The sequence below is a fragment of the Thioalkalivibrio sp. ALMg3 genome (assembly GCF_000381225.1).
Taxonomy (GTDB): Bacteria; Pseudomonadota; Gammaproteobacteria; order Ectothiorhodospirales; family Ectothiorhodospiraceae; genus Thioalkalivibrio; species Thioalkalivibrio versutus.
On record NZ_KB906227.1, the window covers coordinates 35,308 to 52,193 of the forward strand.

At 66.2% G+C, this 16,886-nt stretch carries 13 protein-coding genes; 8 read left to right on the forward strand and 5 right to left on the reverse strand.

From position 1 onward, the window contains the following. Window positions 1-111 precede the first annotated feature (111 nt). Window positions 112-759: an ERCC4 domain-containing protein gene (locus F622_RS0109600; RefSeq protein WP_018169567.1), complete on the reverse strand. Its 648-nt coding sequence runs from the start codon at window positions 757-759 to the stop codon at window positions 112-114. Between the two features lie 206 nt (window positions 760-965). Between F622_RS0109600 and F622_RS0109605 the strand changes: the two genes are divergently transcribed. Then, window positions 966-1,337 carry a hypothetical protein gene (locus F622_RS0109605; protein ID WP_018169568.1) on the forward strand — a complete coding sequence of 124 codons (372 nt, stop codon included), beginning with the start codon at window positions 966-968 and terminating at the stop codon, window positions 1,335-1,337. A gap of 301 nt (window positions 1,338-1,638) precedes the next feature. Here the strand turns inward: F622_RS0109605 and F622_RS0109610 are convergent, their stop codons facing one another. Then, window positions 1,639-4,164, reverse strand: a complete 2,526-nt coding sequence (locus F622_RS0109610) for an EAL domain-containing protein (protein WP_019571829.1) — start codon at window positions 4,162-4,164, stop codon at window positions 1,639-1,641. 16 nt (window positions 4,165-4,180) lie between these two features. Next, the gene (locus F622_RS0109615; RefSeq protein WP_018145891.1) at window positions 4,181-5,764 is read right to left on the reverse strand and encodes a PAS domain-containing methyl-accepting chemotaxis protein; all 1,584 of its coding nucleotides are present in this window, start codon (window positions 5,762-5,764) and stop codon (window positions 4,181-4,183) included. Window positions 5,765-6,070: 306 nt separating this feature from the next. On the opposite strand from F622_RS0109615, the gene F622_RS0109620 reads away from it, so the two are divergent. Both F622_RS0109620 and F622_RS0109625 read left to right on the forward strand, forming a co-directional pair. Next, window positions 6,071-7,390: a DEAD/DEAH box helicase gene (locus tag F622_RS0109620; protein WP_026305961.1), complete on the forward strand. Its 1,320-nt coding sequence runs from the start codon at window positions 6,071-6,073 to the stop codon at window positions 7,388-7,390. Between the two features lie 481 nt (window positions 7,391-7,871). Beyond that, entirely contained in the window at window positions 7,872-9,101 is a 1,230-nt protein-coding gene (locus F622_RS0109625) for a methyl-accepting chemotaxis protein (protein WP_018145889.1), read from the forward strand. 98 nt (window positions 9,102-9,199) lie between these two features. Here the strand turns inward: F622_RS0109625 and F622_RS0109630 are convergent, their stop codons facing one another. Then, entirely contained in the window at window positions 9,200-10,753 is a 1,554-nt protein-coding gene (locus F622_RS0109630; RefSeq protein ID WP_026331561.1) for a DUF255 domain-containing protein, read from the reverse strand. A 115-nt stretch (window positions 10,754-10,868) separates the two neighbouring features. Between F622_RS0109630 and F622_RS0109635 the strand changes: the two genes are divergently transcribed. From F622_RS0109635 to F622_RS0109655, 5 genes are all read left to right on the forward strand, one after another. Next, window positions 10,869-11,333 carry a phosphate-starvation-inducible protein PsiE gene (locus F622_RS0109635; RefSeq protein ID WP_018169572.1) on the forward strand — a complete coding sequence of 155 codons (465 nt, stop codon included), beginning with the start codon at window positions 10,869-10,871 and terminating at the stop codon, window positions 11,331-11,333. Window positions 11,334-11,503: 170 nt separating this feature from the next. After that, window positions 11,504-12,292 (forward strand): hypothetical protein, encoded by a 789-nt coding sequence (locus tag F622_RS0109640; protein WP_019571831.1) that lies wholly within the window; start codon window positions 11,504-11,506, stop codon window positions 12,290-12,292. Between the two features lie 87 nt (window positions 12,293-12,379). Continuing rightward, a protein-coding gene (gene prfB, locus F622_RS0109645) for a peptide chain release factor 2 (protein ID WP_155997130.1) occupies window positions 12,380-13,478 on the forward strand; the annotation gives its coding sequence in 2 pieces (ribosomal slippage) (window positions 12,380-12,451 and window positions 12,453-13,478; 1,098 coding nt in all). A gap of 24 nt (window positions 13,479-13,502) precedes the next feature. Then, window positions 13,503-14,993 (forward strand): lysine--tRNA ligase, encoded by a 1,491-nt coding sequence (lysS, locus tag F622_RS0109650; RefSeq protein WP_019571833.1) that lies wholly within the window; start codon window positions 13,503-13,505, stop codon window positions 14,991-14,993. 19 nt (window positions 14,994-15,012) lie between these two features. Continuing rightward, entirely contained in the window at window positions 15,013-16,221 is a 1,209-nt protein-coding gene (locus F622_RS0109655; RefSeq protein ID WP_019571834.1) for a cation:proton antiporter, read from the forward strand. Between the two features lie 54 nt (window positions 16,222-16,275). Here F622_RS0109655 and F622_RS0109660 read toward each other — a convergent pair whose 3' ends face one another. Then, window positions 16,276-16,746 (reverse strand): PepSY domain-containing protein, encoded by a 471-nt coding sequence (locus F622_RS0109660; protein WP_019571835.1) that lies wholly within the window; start codon window positions 16,744-16,746, stop codon window positions 16,276-16,278. Window positions 16,747-16,886 lie beyond the last annotated feature (140 nt).

A 16,886-nucleotide genomic window follows, 5' to 3' on the forward strand; every position in this document is an offset into this window, starting at 1 on the left:
CGACTCGCATCACCTCGCCAATCGTCCGCTGTCCAGGTCCGGCTTTGGCGGGGGCTTCGCCTGCAAGCAGGCTCCCACAGAGGGTCGTGCGGCTGGCCGCTCGGGGGGTGTTCAGGTGGTGCGGCTGCCGTAGGTGACGACGGATTCGATGCGTTGGGCGCGTTCTGCGTCGAGGCCGTCGGTCTGGGCGAGGGTGGCGGCGTCGGCGTTGATGATGTCGCGCACGCTGCCGATGTCGCGCAGGAGGTCGCGGGCCTGGTCGGCCTCGACGCCGGGCAGGCCGCTGACGATGAATTCGGCGGCCTTGCGCCGGGTGTCGGGTTTGGTCGGGCGGTCAGACGGGTCCGGCTCGATCTGTGCGTTCAGCCCCAGAAGGTAGATCAGCATGCCGCTGTTGTCGGCATCGGAGCTGGGCAGGACGCTGATCCCGAGGGCGATCGTCAGGTGGGCCAGGGCGCGGTGGATGTCCAGCGCCTGCTGGTGGAAACGCGGCTCGTAGAGGTCCCCCTCCACGATGTAGACGACCTGCTGGTAGTTGGCCTTCAGCTTGGCGGCGCTCTCCCACAGGGTCTTGTCGACGACGCTGAGCACCATGTCGGTGGCGGACTTGCGCTCGACCACGACGCCGTTCGGCAGCAGGTAGTCGCCGACGTCGAGGTCGGTGAATTCCAGCTCCACTCCCTCCAGGCGTTCGATGCGCTGAATGATCTTGCCCTGCTCGCGGCGGTCTGCGCGGATCGGCAGGTGAACGTTTTCCATGGGGGGCTCCGGTTGGTTGGCAAACTCAGGGCACTCTAGGGCGTGCCGCGGGCCGCTCCAAATGGCCGGATGGCGGGCGGGGCGGCCCGGTGCACGGGTTGGCGTGCGTGGGCGCCGCACATGGCCTACAGTCGGGGAGCGTGCCCGGCGGATGGCAACCGTGGGCATGCATGGAAACAACAAAAACAGAAAAGGATGGAGTGCATATGTCGATTCAGATTGCAGTGGTGGGACTGGGCCGGGTGGGCGGCCGCTTCCTCGAGATGTTGCTGGAGTCCGGTCTGCCCGGGATGACGATCTGCGCGGCCTCGGAGCAGGGCGAGACCGAGGGGCGCCGGCTGGCCGAGGCGAAGGGGATCCCGCTGGAGTCGGTTGCGGATCTCGTGGCGCGCGGGGATCAGGTGGATGTGATCTTCGACCTGACCGGGCAGCCGCAGGTCCGCCAGGAGCTGCGCGAGGGGATGCAGAACAGCGGGAACCGCCATACGGTGGTGGCGCCCGAGGTGATGGCGCACCTGACGTGGTCGATGCTGACGCGCGAGGCCCCGCCGGACGTGCACGGCAGTACGGGGTACTGATCGAGCGCCGCGTCGCCGGGGGTTCGATGGCGGCGCGAACGGCTGGATTCGGTCACGAAAGGCCGCCTTCGGGCGGCCTTTTTGTTGCTGGCTGGCGCGCAGGCGTTGAGAAGTGAGGCGAAACGACACGCGGAATGATTGCTTGCTGGTTCGAGCTGATGGTGGGTGCCCGTCCCCTTGATGTCATCCCGGCCGTAGCGCAGCGCAGAGCCGGGATCTTCGGTGTCGCGGTGGCCGGCCGGGGGATCCCGGATCACCGCTACGCGGTGTCCGGGACGACGGGGTGGTGTGGGGCCCCGCTTCAGACCAGGCGTGTCTCCAGGCAGTCGGCGAGGGCGAGAGGCGCCATGGCCCTTGAATGAATCCAGCCCTGGTAGAGGTCGCAGCCGATCGTCCGGAGGAAGTCGCGCTGCGCCTCGGTCTCCACGCCCTCGGCCACCAGGGTCAGGCCCAGGCTGTGGCCGAGGTGGACGATGGAGCGCAGGATCATGTCGGATTCCGGGTCCTGGCCGATGTCGGCGATGAACGAGCGATCGATCTTGAGCTTGTCGATCGGCAGCGATTTCAGGTAGGCGAGGGAGGAATAGCCGGTGCCGAAATCATCCAGTGCGACCCGGATGCCCAAGGCCTTTAGTCCGCGCAGCTGATCGCGGGTCAAGGCGACGTCCGCCATGGCCACGGTTTCGGTGACCTCGATTTCGAGGTGCTCGGGTGGGGCGCCGGTGGCCCGGAGAGCCCTGCCCAGATGGTCCACCAGGTCATGCTGGCGGAACTGAATGGCGGAGATGTTGATCGCGACGCGGAGGTCGAGACCCGCGCGGGACCACTGGGCGAGCTGCTCGCAGGCCGTGCGGATGACCCAGTCGCCCAGCGGCAGGATCAGTCCGTTGGCCTCGGCGCTGGCGATAAAGCGTGCCGGAGCAACCGGTCCGAGTTCGGTGTCCGTCCAGCGTGCCAGGGCCTCGACGCCGATGATGCGGTTCGAGGCGACATCGAGCAGGGGCTGGTAGTGCAGCTCGAGTTCGTGGTTCTCCAGCGCCTGCTGGAGGCGTTGCTGCAGGCGCTGTTCCTCATGCACCTGGGCGTCCAGGTGCTGCGAGAAGAAGGCATAGGTGTTGCGTCCGGAGTGCTTGGCCTCATACATCGCCATGTCGGCGTAACGCACCAGGGTGCATTCGTCGCGGGCATCGCGCGGGAACAGGGCGATACCGATGCTCCCGGTGGAGGCGAGGTTGCGCGTGTGTTCGGTCTGGAACGGGCTGCCGAAGATGCCGAGGATGCGCTGGGCGACCTGGCCGATGGCCTGTTCGTCTTCGACGTTGGTCAGCAGGATCATGAACTCGTCGCCGCCGAAACGCCCGATGGTCGCCTCCTGGTCCAGGGCGCCCTGAAGTCGGGCGGCCACGGCCTTCAGCAGCTGGTCGCCCTCGTGATGGCCGAAGGTGTCATTGACCATCTTGAAGTTGTCGAGATCCAGCAGCATCACAGCGATCGGGTGGCCGTGACGTTCGGCCTGGGCGATCCCCTGCGTCAGGCGGTCGTGCAGGAGCCAGCGGTTGGGTAGTTCGGTCAGGCTGTCGTGGGTGGCCTGGTGCTGGATCCGCGCCTCGCGGCGCTGGCGGTCGGTGATGTCGCGGATGAACGCGGTGATGCGGCGGCCTTCGCTGTCGTCGAAAGCATTCAGGCTGATGTCCAGCGGGAACTCGGTGCCGTCGATGCGGCGCCCGCGCAGGTGGGGCACCTGCCCCATGGTGCGCCGGTTGATGGTGTGGGCATGTGCCCGCCGGTGCATGCGGTGGCGTTCGCGCAGGCGCTCGGGGACCAGCCGCTCCACCGGTTGTCCGATCAATTGCTGGCGTGGATAGCCGAACAGACGTTCGATGTTGCGATTGGCCATCACGATACGGCCGTCCATGTCGGTGACCAGCACGCCGTCGGGGGCCGTCTCCACCAGTTGCTGGTAACGCTGCTCGCGCATCTCGATATCGCGGTGGGCCTGGTGCAGGCGCTGGAGGGGCGAGCGCACGCTTTCCAGGAACAGGCCCTGGTAGATCAGGAGATACGCCGCGAGCTTGTAGATATGGCCGAGTACAAACGGGGTGTCCGTCAGGTCTTCGTAGAACATGAAGAACAGCCCGCTGCCGATGCTGATGACCAGGGCGGCGGCGACCAGGGGCATGCCCGGACGTTGCAGCAGCTCACGGCGCAGGGCGAGCAGGGCCAGGGTGGCCAGGTGCAGGCCGATCACCAGCGCCTCCAGCCCCACCTTGATGGGCGTGAGCCCGCTGACCGGGTCGAACAGGGGCGGGACGACTTCCGCATGCCAAAGTCCGATCCACGCCAGCAAGGCGACTAGCAGGAGGCTCCCGATCAGGTAGACATGGCGTGGTGGACCGTCGCTTTGCGAGACCATGGGCAGGGCCACGTAGGCGAGCAATGCCGCGGCCGCGACCAGGCGCGCGGCCAGCCAGAACAACAAGGTCTGTTGTGACGAGTTCGGGGTGATGAAATCCGGCATGGCCGGATAGGTCATCAGGTGCAGGAAATCAAGCAACGCGACCGCCAGGAAGGCGCACGCCAGCAGCAGAGAAGCGGCCACGCGGCGGCGGTCGATTACGTGGTAGCCCACCGCGAATACCAGTACGGCCACAACCACCGCGAACAACTCCGCGCCCGTGTGGAAGGCGGTCAGGTGTTCGCTGGGCAGGATGCGGGGCAGCTCCGCCCCGAGCATCCAGATCGCCAGCGGTAACAGCAATAGCGCCAGCAGAACGCCGGAGGCGAGGGCAATATGTTGCCGCAGGTACCGATCGGATGGGGAAGTCATCTGGGAGCTTTCCCTTTCAGCGATGTCTTGCCCAGAACTGCCGGGCGAGGCCTTGCAGTCCGGTTGCGAGCTGCGCGACCTCGCGGGCGGCGGTGTCGCTTTGATCGGCCCGGTTCGCGGTGGTGTCGGCGGCGCTGCGGATCGAGTCGACCCCCCGGCGGATCTCTTCCCCGGCGGTCCCCTGTTGTTCCACGGCGGCCGCAATCCGGGTGCTCATGTCGCGGATCTGTCCGACGCCCGAGGTGATGTTTTCGAGTGCCGCCGCCGCCTGCCGGGCCTGTTCGACACTGGTTTCGGCCTGCGTGCGGCTTTGTTCCATGGACGCCACCGCAGCCCGCGCGCGATCCTGGAGACGCTCGATCATCTGCTGGATTTCGGCGGTGGAATCCTGTGTTCGACTGGCCAGTGTGCGCACCTCGTCCGCCACCACGGCGAAGCCTCGCCCCTGTTCGCCGGCGCGTGCGGCCTCGATCGCCGCGTTCAGGGCGAGCAGGTTGGTCTGCTCGGCGATGCCGCGGATCACGTCCAGAACGCTGCTGATGTCCTGGCTGTGGCGTTCCAGTTCGGCCATCACACCCGATCCATCGCGAATATGCTGTCCCAGGTTTTCGATGGCCTGCGTGCTTTCGGCCACGACGCCGCTTCCGGCACCGGCTTCGCGGTCGGTCCGGTCGGCTGCATCGGCCGCACCCTGGGCGCTGCGGGCGACCTCCTGCACGCTGTTCACCATCTGCTGGGTGGCGCTTGCCACCTGCTCGGTCTCGGTCTGTTGATGGTTGCAGGCTTGCCGGCTGTCACCGACCGCAGTGACCAGGGCGTCGGCGGTCCGGGTAAGGCGTTCGGCCGCGTTCCCCATGCGCCCGACGACCGAGCCTGCCTCTGCCTCCAGCATCTGCATCGCGAACAGGATCTCGCCGGCCTCGTCGGTACGCCCGGTGTAGATGTACTGGCTGACCGGGTTGTTGGCGATGCGGCGGGCGTGGGCCACCGCGCGGCAAAGCGGCGTCAGACTGGTCCAGACGAGCAGGCCGGCGACCAGCAGGGTGGTCAGGGTGAAGATCAGTGCGGAGCCCCAGGTGATGCCGGTCAGGGCGAGGCTGGCAATCAGGCCCAGCAGCACGCCACCGGCCACCGAGGCGACGGCCCGGGTCTTGATGCCAATGCGTGGCAGACGCAGCGACAGGGGCATGCGCCCCTCGAGCAGGGCGGCGTAGACGGATTCGGCCTTTTCCACCAGCTCGCGTTGCGGCTTGGTGCGGACGGACTGGTATTCGACCGTTTGACCGTCCTCGGTCACCGGTGTGACGTACGCGCTGACCCAGTAATGGTCGCCGTTCTTGCAGCGGTTCTTGACCATTCCCATCCAGGATCGTCCGCCTTGAACGGTCTGCCAGAGGTCCTCGAATGCGACAGGGGGCATGTCCGGGTGACGAACCACGTTGTGATTCTTGCCCAGCAGCTCTTCTTCCTCGAAGCCGCTGATGTCGATGAACTCTGGGTTGACGTAGCTGATGGCCCCCTTGAGGTTGGTGGTGGAGAGGATATTGGCACTCTCCGGGTAGTCCGCCTCGATCCCGGTGACAGGCAGGTTGCGTTTCATTTTGTTCCCCTGATGGCCGATCGTTGTTATTTGGGGTCGCGTCGGCCTGACCGGTGCTGCGTTGGCATCGGTTTTTTTGAAATGAAGCTAGCGGATATTCCCGCACAAAACAAATATATATCCGATGGGGTATGGAGCGGTGTCTTTTCATTGACAAAAGGCGTATAGTGCCCGGATCGAACGCCCCGCCCGTCAGCGTCCGTTCATTTGATCCAGAGCCTTCCGGCTCGCAGTGATCCCCCTGATTTCGTTTCCCCCGATGGGTGCTCTGTGTTGAACGAGTGGCGGGTGGCGTTGGAGCATTCCATGACTGATACGACCTTTGCCGACCTCGGGTTGGCCGATACCCTTTTGCGTGCGCTGGAAACCTCCGGGTACCAGCACCCGACCCCGATCCAGGCCCAGGCCATCCCGGAAGTCCTGAAGGGAGGCGACCTGCTGGCCGCCGCCCAGACCGGCACCGGCAAGACCGCCGGCTTCACCCTGCCGATCCTGCAGCGCCTTTCCACCTCGGATGCGCCGCAGGCCGGCAATGGCCGCCCGCGTTGCCTGGTGCTGACCCCGACCCGCGAGCTGGCCGCGCAGGTTCACGAATCCGTGAAGACCTACGGGCGCAATCTGAAGATGCGCTCGATGACGATCTTCGGCGGTGTCAACATGAACCCGCAGATCAAGGCCCTGCGTGATCGCATGGACATCGTGGTGGCGACGCCGGGGCGTCTGCTGGATCACGCCAATCAGAAGACCATCGACCTGTCCGGTGTGGAGATCCTGGTCCTCGACGAGGCCGATCGCATGCTCGACATGGGCTTCATCCGTGATATCAAGAAGCTGATTGCGATGATGCCGAAGAACCGCCAGAACCTGATGTTCTCGGCGACCTTCTCCGACGAGATCCGCAAGCTGGCCAACGGCCTGCTGAACAACCCGGCGGAGATCGACATCGCGCCGCGCAACACGGCCGCCGAAGGCGTGGAGCAAAGCGTGCACCTGGTCGAGACCAGCCAGAAGCGCGAGCTGCTGAGCCACCTGATCCGCACCAACAACTGGGAACAGGTGCTGGTGTTTACCCGTACCAAGCACGGCGCGAATCGACTGGCCGAGAAGCTGTCGAAGGACGGCGTGCGCTCCGAGGCGATTCACGGCAACAAGAGCCAGGCGGCCCGTACCAAGGCGCTGAAGCAGTTCAAGTCCGGTCAGGTACCGGTTCTGGTGGCCACCGATATCGCCGCGCGCGGCCTGGACATTGACCAGCTGCCGCAGGTGGTCAACTTCGAACTGCCGAATGTGCCGGAGGATTACGTGCATCGCATCGGTCGCACCGGGCGTGCCGGCTCCGCCGGTGCCGCGCTGTCGCTGGTGGATGGCGAGGAGATCAAGCTGCTGAAGGGCATCGAGCGCCTGATCAAGCGTCCGATCGACCGTATCGAGACCGAGGGTTTCGCCACGCCGAAGCCCGCCGCCAATGACGGCAACGCGAATGGCCGTGGCGGTCCGGGTGGCAAGCCGGGCGGTGGTGCCCGCAACGGCGCCCCGCGCAACGGTCGCGGCGGCAAGCCCGGTGGTGGTCGCGGCGGCAACGGTCGCCCGTCCGCCAACGGCAACCGCGCGGCTCGCAGCCGGTAAGCGGACCCGCTAACGCAGTACCGCGAACCCGCGGTCCCGAGTCTCGGGGCCGCGGGTTTTTTGTGTCTGGGTATCGGGGGTGAGGCGAGCGCCCGCTCAAGGGCTTTATTCACCACGAAGCGCACGAAGGCACGAAGAAATGCGAGGGCAGCAAGCATTCACAAGAGGATCAAAAAGCGGGTAGGCACATGGTGTTACGTGCCGGGTAGATCACGGGCGGCGTGATGCCGATTTCGACGCATCGGCACCTCGGGCGCCCTACAAAATAATTGTCTGACGTCGCGTCTTCGTGCGCTTCGTGGTGAACCTGTCGTTTTTCCTCTTTGTGCCCTCGGCACTCTCTGTGGTGCAACGCTTTTGAACTTGCGGCCAGGGGTTCGGATTGAGCTTGATCATGACGTGGCTGCGAGGGCTGGCGGATACTGCGCCGGACTCAAGGCGGGGGCCTGATGGTCGTTAACGATTCTAAAGGAGGGCGTCGATGAAGATTGGACCGTTGGGTGGGCTGCGACTGAAGCTGATTATCCTGGTGATCGTGGTGAGCACCGTGCCGTTGTCCATCATGGGCGGGGTGACCTTCCACACCATGAAGGGTGATCTGGCCGCGGGTGTGGACGCGGCGCTGGTGACCCAGTTGTGGTGGCTGCTCTGGGTGCTGTGGATCGTCGCGTTCGTGGTGGCGCTGGGTATTGGCTGGTTCTACGCCAATGTGCTGACGCGCCCCATGGAGCGCCTGGCCGAGGGGCTGGAGGCGATCGGCGAGGGCCGAGCGGATCTCGGGCACCGAGTGGAGGTGACGACCGACGACGAGATCGGGCGCACCGGCGCGGCCTTCAACACGGTGATGGGCCGGCTTTCCGGGCTTATCCGCCAGGTTGCCGACGCGGCGGACGGGATTGCCGCCTCGGCGCGGCAGCTGGATGGGCGCAGCAATGAACTGACGCGTGCCACCCACGAACAGCGCGGTGATGTGGAGCAGGTGGTCACGGCGATGAACCAGATGTCTGCCACGGTGCAGGAGGTCGCCAACAACACGCAGAGCACGGCCGAGAGCGCGGGGCAGGCGACGCGTGCGGCGGAAGGCGGGCGCACCGTGGTGCAGGCGACCCAGGGTGCGATCAACACGCTGGCCGGCGAGATTCGTCAGGCGAACAATGTGATCGTGGAACTGAAAGGGGACAGCGACAACATCGGCACGATCCTGCAGGTGATCGAGGAGATCGCCGAGAAGACCAACCTGCTGGCACTGAACGCGGCCATCGAGGCGGCGCGGGCCGGCGAGGCCGGGCGGGGCTTCGCGGTGGTCGCGGACGAAGTGCGCCACCTGGCACAGCGCACGAACGACTCGACCGGGGAGATCCGCGAGATCATTCAGCGCCTGCAGGGCGGGGCCACCCGCGCGGTGCAGGCGATGGAGGTCAGCCAGCAGCATGCGGAGACCTCCGTGGCGAAGGCGGGCGAGGCCGGCGAGACCCTGGAGTACATCCACGACTCGGTGACCGCCATCGACGATATGACCCGCCAGGTGGCCAGCGCGACCGAGGAGCAAAGCCAGGTGGCGGAAGAGATCAACCGCAACATCCACCACATCAACGATATTGCCGTGCGCAACGCCGACGGGGCGAACGAGATGCAGCAGGCGGTGGAGGCGCTGGAGGCCCTGGCGCAGCAGCTACAGGGCGAGGTTGCGGGGTTCCGTCAACAGGCGTAACGGCCGAGCCAGGCGCAGCGCAGGTTCGGCTCGCCCTCCTGGGAAACCGGGGTGTGGTGTGACGCCGGATAAGCGACCGCAAGGCCTTGCAACGGGCTTCAGAAGCCCCGGCGCAGGGCGTCGAAGCCCAGAGCGACGTCGTCGGGGTCGGCACCGGGCTCGATGCGCAGTCGTTCGCGCACCATGTTGCGATCGATGTGGGATTCCTCGATGGCGGCGTCCGGCAGGCGGTAGAGCCACCAGGCCAGCGCCGCCTGGGTGCGGGTCTCCGACCAGGGTTCCAGGTCGGTGCCGATCCGTTCGGCGTGGGCGCCCAGCTCCTCGTTGAAGAACGCTTCCAGCCGGTCCAGTGCCGCGAGCGGGTCGGGCATCTCCGGTCGCTCGCCGTCCAGTGCCTCCGTGGCGCGCGCCAGTTCCTGGCGGGCGATCTCCGGCCAGATCTGCGAGGGCAGGTAGCCCTCCATCGCCGGGCGACCCGCCGCGGTGATGCCGTGCAGGTAGCCCTGTTCGGTCTGCAGGTAGCGATCCAGCGCCCGAAGGGCCTCGTGTGCCCACTCCAGTGTGTCCCTGTCTTCCAGCACTCGCGCCATGTTGGCGAGGGCGGCGATCGCCTGGCCCGAGGTGTCGGCGTAGGTGTTGCGGTCGACCCGGGGCGGGTCGGTTTGCGTGCGCGTCTCCGGGTCCAGCTGGTAGTAGTCGCGGTCGGCGTACTGGCTGTTGCCGAAGCGCAGCTGGCGGCTGTCCCACAGGCGGGCTTGCAGGTAGTCGCGGATGCCGCGGGCGATCTCGGCGTAGCGCTCGTCGCCGGTGGTGTCATGGGCCTCGGAGAACAGCCACAGGAACGCCGCGTTCTGGTCCAGGCGCTTGGAGGTCTCCAGTGCCAGGACGGGGTCGCGCTGGTCCGGATCGTGAAAGAAGAAGAAGCCGCCTTCGACCTCGTCGTAGAGGTCCTCCGCGATCTGGTCGAGTAGCCCGGGCATGCGATCCCGCCACCCTTCGGCGGTGAGCAGGAAGCGATAGGTCCAGGGCTGCGGGCGCTTGCTGAGGGTGCCGAAGGTGGCGCTGCCGCTCAGGCGGTCGGCGCGGGCATCGTAGACCTCGTCGAGCATCTCCATGAAGGCTTCAAGATCGTCGATCGCGGCATCGTCCGGCGTGATCTCGCGACCGGTGACCGAGAACATGTCCCGCTGGGCCACCAGGATGTTCTGCAGGTCGCGGGCATTCACGTGACCGGTAAAGCGGGTCAGCATCTCGTCATCAGAGTTCACGATGACCACGAAGGGCAGGCCGCGGCCACCGTAGCGCCGGAACAGATCCGCACGTTCGTCCAGATCGACCAGGACCGGGATGTAGTGCTGGTCGATGGTGTCCACCACGTCGGGGTTCTCCAGGGACTCGTCCTGGAAGTCGCGGCACCAGGTGCACCACTGGCCGTGAAAATAAAAGAAGATGGGCCGCTCGCGTGCCTGGGACTCCTCGAAAAGCTGGCTGTCCCAGTCCTGCCACGCGATCGCGGAATCGGCGGGGTAGTCCTCCGCGGCGGCCGGCAGCGCGAGCACCAGCAGGGCGAGTCCCGCGACGAAACCGCGTGCGGCGGACCACTGGATGCGGTGCGTAGCGGGCGGACTTTTGATGTGGAGAGGTTTAGTCATCGCGGGTGCTTCAGATCGTTGTGTCTATTGGTATAGACCAATGGGAGAATTGAGCGTTCGTGCCCGGGGCGGGTGGTAGGATGGCCGGACTTATTGGGGCAATTGTGGTGAATGCATGAACGTCGAACGCGCCGGGCGCCGCGCCCTGCATCATGTCGAAGTGGCCGTGCTGGTGGTGATCGCCGTCGCCACCGTGATCGCGATCCTGCAGGAAATCGCCACCATGGTCTCGGCGATGTGGGTGGGGTTGGCCGACTTGCTGTTGCTGTTCATCTTTCTTGAGGTGCTGGCGATGGTCGGGATCTACTTGCGTTCCGGGCGTCTCCCGGTGCGCCTGCCGATCTACATCGCGATCGTCGCGCTGGCGCGCTACGTGATCATCGACATGAAGGACATGGACGTATGGGAGCTGATCGCGGTGACTGCCGGGGTCCTGATTCTGGCGGGCGCAGTGCTGGTGCTTCGCTACGGTCATGTCCGGCTCCCGTATGACGACGAAGGTCGCATCACGCCGGGGATCGAGGACGATCCGGCGAAGGAGCGCGACGTGCCGAAGGGGCGCTACGGGTCCGATCAATGACACGGCCGGGTGCAAGCCGGCGGGTGATTCACCTGCTGCCCGGCCTGTGGGCAGCGCCCGAGGGCGCGGTGGCCGGTGCGCCTCCGCTCTCTGTGCGACGTCTGGCGCGCTGGCTCGGACGGGCGCGGGGCGGGGTCACCGGCACGGAAGCACCAGGGTGGGAGGCCGCATTGGCCGAGCGGCTGGGATACCGGCCAACCGATTCCGGATGGCGAACCTGGCTGGTCCAGCCGGTGCAGCTGACTGCGGGGATGAAGGACCTGGTGGCCTATCCGGTGGATCCGGTGTCGGAGGCCGAGCGCGAGGCCTTGTGGTCGGCTGCACAGCCGGAACTGGAGGCGGCCGGGGCGACCTTGGCCCTGAGCGAAGACGGCTTGTGGGAGTTGCGGATGGACGCCGAGGGCGATGCGTCGGGCCCGCCACCGTCGATCGGCATGGGGCGCGCCATGGTGGCGCCGTCGATGCAGGGCGATGTGGCTCGGCGCCTGCAGGTACTGGCCAACGCCTTGCAGATGGCTTGGTTCCAGCACCCGGTGAATCTGGCGCGCGAGCGGGAGGGGCGTGGGGCCGTGCATGGCCTCTGGCCCTGGTCGCCCGGGCATCCCGGTGGCCCAACGAGTGTGGGCCGTGTGTGCGGCGGCGGTGTGGTCGCGCACTGGCTGGCGCGGGGTGCCGGCATCGATTGGGCGGCCGACCCGGCGGCCGACCCGGCGGAATCCGGCGACACGGTGGTCGTCGTCGAGGCACTGGAGGCGGCCCCGTCGCTCGAGCGCCGGCTCGAGCTTCTGGAGTCGGTTGCCGACGACGTGGTGGCGCCGAAGCTGCGGGCTCTGCTCCGTGGCGGCCTGGGCGCGCTCGAATTTGTTGATCCGCAATCCACGGCCGGGTCGGGCGCCGGCGCCCTGGTGCTGGAACGCCGCGACGCGCTGGCGTTCTGGCGCCGTCCCCGCCGGCCCTGAAGCCGCTGTCGGGTGTTATACTGCGCGGCTTTTCTCGCCACGTGATCGAACCTGCCGTGTGCGCCACGGCACCCGACGGAAACTGCCATGGAACTGAACGCGCTGTATTCCCTGATCGATGACCTGAAAGGCCGCCTGGAAGGCCTTAGGGGGTATCTTTGACTACCCTGCCAAGGAAGAACGGCTAGAGGAAGTCCAGCGCGAGCTGGAGCAGAACCCGGATATCTGGAACGACCCGGAGCAGGCCCAGGCGCTGAACAAGGAGCGGGCCCAGCTTGAGGGCGTGGTGGTCAACATCCGCGAGATCGGCACCCAGCTGGACGAAAGCCGGGACCTGCTGGAGATGGCCGAGGCGGATGGCGACGAGGAGACGGCGGCGTCGGTCGAGGCCGATGTGGCGGCGCTGACCGCGCGTATCGAGGGCCTGGAGTTTCGCCGCATGTTCTCCGGCGATATGGACGAGGCCAACGCCTACCTCGATATCCAGGCCGGTTCCGGGGGCACCGAGGCCCAGGACTGGGCCAACATCCTGCTGCGCATGTACCTGCGCTGGGCCGAGCACAAGGGCTTCAAGGCGGAGGTCACCGAGCTCTCCGAGGGCGAGACCGCCGGGATCAAGAGTGCGACCGTGCACATCCAGGGCGAGTACGCCTTCGGCTGGCTGCGCACCGAGACCGGCGTGCATCGGCTGGTGCGCAAGTCGCCGTTCGATTCCGGCAACCGCCGGCATACCTCGTTCGCGTCGGTGTTCGCCTCCCCGGAGATCGACGAGAACTTCGAGATCGAGATCAATCCGGCGGATCTGCGGGTGGACACCTATCGCTCCTCCGGCGCCGGTGGTCAGCACGTGAACACCACCGACTCGGCGGTGCGCATTACCCACGTCCCGACCGGAGTGGTGGCGGCGTGTCAGGCCGGGCGTTCGCAGCACAAGAACCGCGAGATGGCGATGAACCAGCTGCGCGCCAAGCTGTACGAGCGCGAGTTGCAGGAGCGCAATGCCGAGAAGCAGGCGGTGGAGGACACCAAGTCCGACATCGGCTGGGGCAGCCAGATCCGCTCCTACGTGCTGGATCAGTCGCGGATCAAGGATCTGCGCACCGGCGTGGAGGTCGGCAACACCCAGGGCGTGCTCGACGGCGACCTCGACCCCTTTATTGAAGCCAGTCTCAAGAGTGGCTTGTAAGTCTATCTATTGCATGGATTTCTGATGACCGAAACCACTGACGAGAACAAGCTGGTCGCGCAGCGCCGCAGCAAGCTGAACGAGCTGCGCGCGGCCGGTCCGGCGTTCCCCAACGATTTCCGTCGCGATGCGCTGGCGGGTGCGCTGCACGCCGCGCACGACGAGACCGAGGGCGAGGCGCTGGAGGCCCAGGGGATTCGCGTGACGGTCGCCGGGCGCATGGTCGGCAAGCGCGTGATGGGCAAGGCAAGCTTCATCCGCCTGCGGGATCAGTCGGGCGACATCCAGTTGTTCGCGCAGCGCGACAGCCTGCCGGAGGGCGTGTACCCGGCGTTCAAGCAGTGGGATCTGGGCGATATCGTCGGTGGCCAGGGCACGCTGTTCAAGACCAAGACCGGGGAATTGACGGTCCAGCTCGACGAGCTGCGTCTGCTGACCAAGAGCCTGCGTCCGCTGCCGGAGAAATTCCACGGCCTGACCGATCAGGAGCAGCGCTATCGCCAGCGCTACGTGGACCTGATCACCAGCCTGGACAGCCGCGAGCTGTTCCGCACCCGTACCCGGATCGTGCGCTACATCCGCGAGTACTTCGAGGATCAGGATTTCATCGAGGTGGAGACGCCAATGATGCAGGTGATCCCAGGCGGGGCGACCGCGCGGCCGTTCACCACCCACCACAACGCGCTGGATATGCCGCTGTACCTGCGCGTCGCGCCAGAGCTGTATCTCAAGCGGCTGGTGGTCGGCGGCTTCGAGAAGGTCTTCGAGATCAACCGCAATTTCCGCAACGAGGGGCTGTCCACGCGGCACAACCCCGAGTTCACCATGCTCGAGTTCTACGAGGCGTTCGTGGATTATCGCGCGCTGATGGATCGGACCGAGACCCTGCTGCGCGGGCTGTGCGAGGACGTGCTGGGCACGACCACCATTGAGTACCAGGGCGAGAGCTACGATTTTGGCAAGCCGTTCACCCGCATGAGCGTGCGCGAGGCGATCCTGGCCCACAATGCCGAGATCGCGGACGCCGACCTCGAGGATATCGAGAAGGTGCGCGCGCACTGCGAGCGCCTTGAGATCCCGATTAAGCCGAGCTTCGGTCTGGGCAAGCTGTGGACCGAGATCTTCGAGTACACCGCCGAGAACCAGTTGCGTCACCCGACCTTTATTACCGCCTATCCGACCGAGGTCTCGCCACTGGCGCGGCGCAACGACGATGACCCGTTCGTCACCGATCGCTTCGAACTGTTTGTCGGCGGGCGCGAGATCGCAAACGGCTTCTCCGAGCTGAACGACCCGGAAGACCAGGCCGAGCGCTTCCGCGCCCAAGTTGCGGAGAAGGACGCCGGTGACGACGAGGCGATGCACTTTGACGCTGACTACATCCGCGCGCTGGAGTACGGCCTGCCGCCGACCGCCGGGGAGGGCATTGGCATCGACCGCTTGGTGATGCTGCTGACCAACAGCGCCTCGATCCGCGACGTCCTGCTGTTCCCGCACCTGCGCCCGGAGGCCTGACTGGGCAAGCGGTGGGCCGATGAGCGACCTCGCCTGGATCTCCGAGGAGTTCCTTGCGCCGGATGCCGGCGCGGTCGCGCTGATCCTGCTGGGGGCCATCCTGGGTTCCAGCATCCTGGCCGACACGATTGCACGGCGAACGGCGATTCCCCGGATCTCCCTGCTGGTGATCGTCGGCCTGGTGGTTGCCGCGATTCAGCAGCTGGTGCTGGGGCAGGAAGGCGGCCGCCCTCTGCGGGACCTGGCCGAGCCCCTGATCCAGCTGGCGCTGGTGATGGTGGCGTTTCTGCTGGGCGGGCAACTGACGCTGCGGCGCCTGCGCCAGCTGGGCCCGCTGATTCTGGTCCTCTCGCTTACCGTGATGGGGGTGGGTGCGCTGGTTGTGGGTGGTGGGCTGCTCCTGCTGGGCTTCCCTTTGGTGCTCGCCCTGACGCTGGCGGCGATTTCGGTGGCCACGGACCCGGCCGCGGTCGAGGAGATCCTGGCGGAAGGACGCCCGCGCAGCCGCGCGGCACGGGTGCTGACCGGCGTGGTCGCGATCGACGACGCCTGGGGCATCCTGGCCTTTGGCCTGGCGATGGCGTTTCTGGGTTGGTTCCTTGCCGGCGATGGTTCGGGGGCGCTGCTGCACGCCGGCTGGGAACTGGCGGGTGCCGTTCTCCTGGGACTTGTCGTGGGACTGCCAGCGGCCTGGCTGACCGGCCGGCTGGAGCCGGGCAAGCCGACCCAGGCCGAGGCTCTGGCACTGGTTTTGCTCATCGCGGGGCTCTCGATGTGGCTTGGGGTGTCGGCGTTGCTGGCGGCCATGATCGCCGGCTTTCTGGTGATCAACCTGTCATTGCACCACAAGCGCTCGTTCAACGAGATCGAGCATATCGAGTGGCCATTCCTGGTTTTCTTCTTCGTGTTGTCCGGTGCGAGTGTGGATCTGCTGGCGCTGGGCTCGGTGCTGTGGCTTACCCTAGCCTACGTGGCGTTACGGCTGGTAGGGCGCTACCTTGGCGGCGTGGTGGGCTGGCGACTGGCCGGGCGCCGGGCCAAGGGGGTGCCGCGCGGGATCGGCCTTGCCCTGACGCCTCAGGCAGGGGTGGCAATCGGCATGGCGCTGCTGGCGGCCGAACGTTTTCCCGAGCAGGCTGGGCTCATCGTGTCCACGGTCGTAACCTCCACCTTGGTTTTCGAGCTGATCGGGCCCTGGATGCTGCGACGGGTCGTGTATCGCGACTGATGAGTGCCGCCGAGCGCGGTGGAGGGGGACCTCTGGCCGGTGAGGGAACACACGTTAGTCACGTTCAAGTGATAACACGGTGAAATCGTTGCCATCGAGTCGGATATTCAGCTCGTCGCCGTCTTCGGTGATGCCCTCGAGTTCGATGACGCCGTCGTCTTCGAACTCGATTTCCTTGAAGCGGCGCATGCCGTGATCCCGCGCGACGGCCGCTGAGCGGAGAATCATCTGGGCGGTCATGCCCGCCGCGTGATCGGGGTCGCGTACGCGTTCTTCGCGAAGCAGATCACCATCCAGATTAAACCGGGTCTCCATGCGCAGCTGTGCGTCGTCCCAGCCCTTGAGGACGAATTCCCGGTCACTTTCTGCCTCCAGTTCCTCGAAGGTCTCGAAACCGTGTTCCTGGCCGATGTCGACGATGGCCTGTATCGACTCGAGCGGGATGGTGTCGGACTGACCGGGGCTGCACGCCGCCAGAAGGACGATGAGCGGGGCGACGGCAAGGGAGAGAAGGCGCAGATTCATGAGTTCGAGACCTGATGGTGGGTTCTGGGGAGTGGCAAGGACCGGCTGCGCGTCAGTATCGCATTGCGCCCCGGGCGCGTCAGGAAAGGTTCTGATCAGGCGGCCCCCACGCAAAGGCCCAATCGCGTGTGCGCCGTCCA

Bases quoted from the DNA above. Each gene is read 5' to 3' on its own strand.
- F622_RS0109600 (WP_018169567.1), bottom strand. From the start codon at position 759: ATGGAAAACGTTCACCTGCCGATCCGCGCAGACCGCCGCGAGCAGGGC.
- F622_RS0109605 (WP_018169568.1), top strand. From the start codon at position 966: ATGTCGATTCAGATTGCAGTGGTGGGACTGGGCCGGGTGGGCGGCCGC.
- F622_RS0109610 (WP_019571829.1), bottom strand. From the start codon at position 4,164: ATGACTTCCCCATCCGATCGGTACCTGCGGCAACATATTGCCCTCGCC.
- F622_RS0109615 (WP_018145891.1), bottom strand. From the start codon at position 5,764: ATGAAACGCAACCTGCCTGTCACCGGGATCGAGGCGGACTACCCGGAG.
- F622_RS0109620 (WP_026305961.1), top strand. From the start codon at position 6,071: ATGACTGATACGACCTTTGCCGACCTCGGGTTGGCCGATACCCTTTTG.
- F622_RS0109625 (WP_018145889.1), top strand. From the start codon at position 7,872: ATGAAGATTGGACCGTTGGGTGGGCTGCGACTGAAGCTGATTATCCTG.
- F622_RS0109630 (WP_026331561.1), bottom strand. From the start codon at position 10,753: ATGACTAAACCTCTCCACATCAAAAGTCCGCCCGCTACGCACCGCATC.
- F622_RS0109635 (WP_018169572.1), top strand. From the start codon at position 10,869: ATGAACGTCGAACGCGCCGGGCGCCGCGCCCTGCATCATGTCGAAGTG.
- lysS (WP_019571833.1), top strand. From the start codon at position 13,503: ATGACCGAAACCACTGACGAGAACAAGCTGGTCGCGCAGCGCCGCAGC.
- F622_RS0109655 (WP_019571834.1), top strand. From the start codon at position 15,013: ATGAGCGACCTCGCCTGGATCTCCGAGGAGTTCCTTGCGCCGGATGCC.
- F622_RS0109660 (WP_019571835.1), bottom strand. From the start codon at position 16,746: ATGAATCTGCGCCTTCTCTCCCTTGCCGTCGCCCCGCTCATCGTCCTT.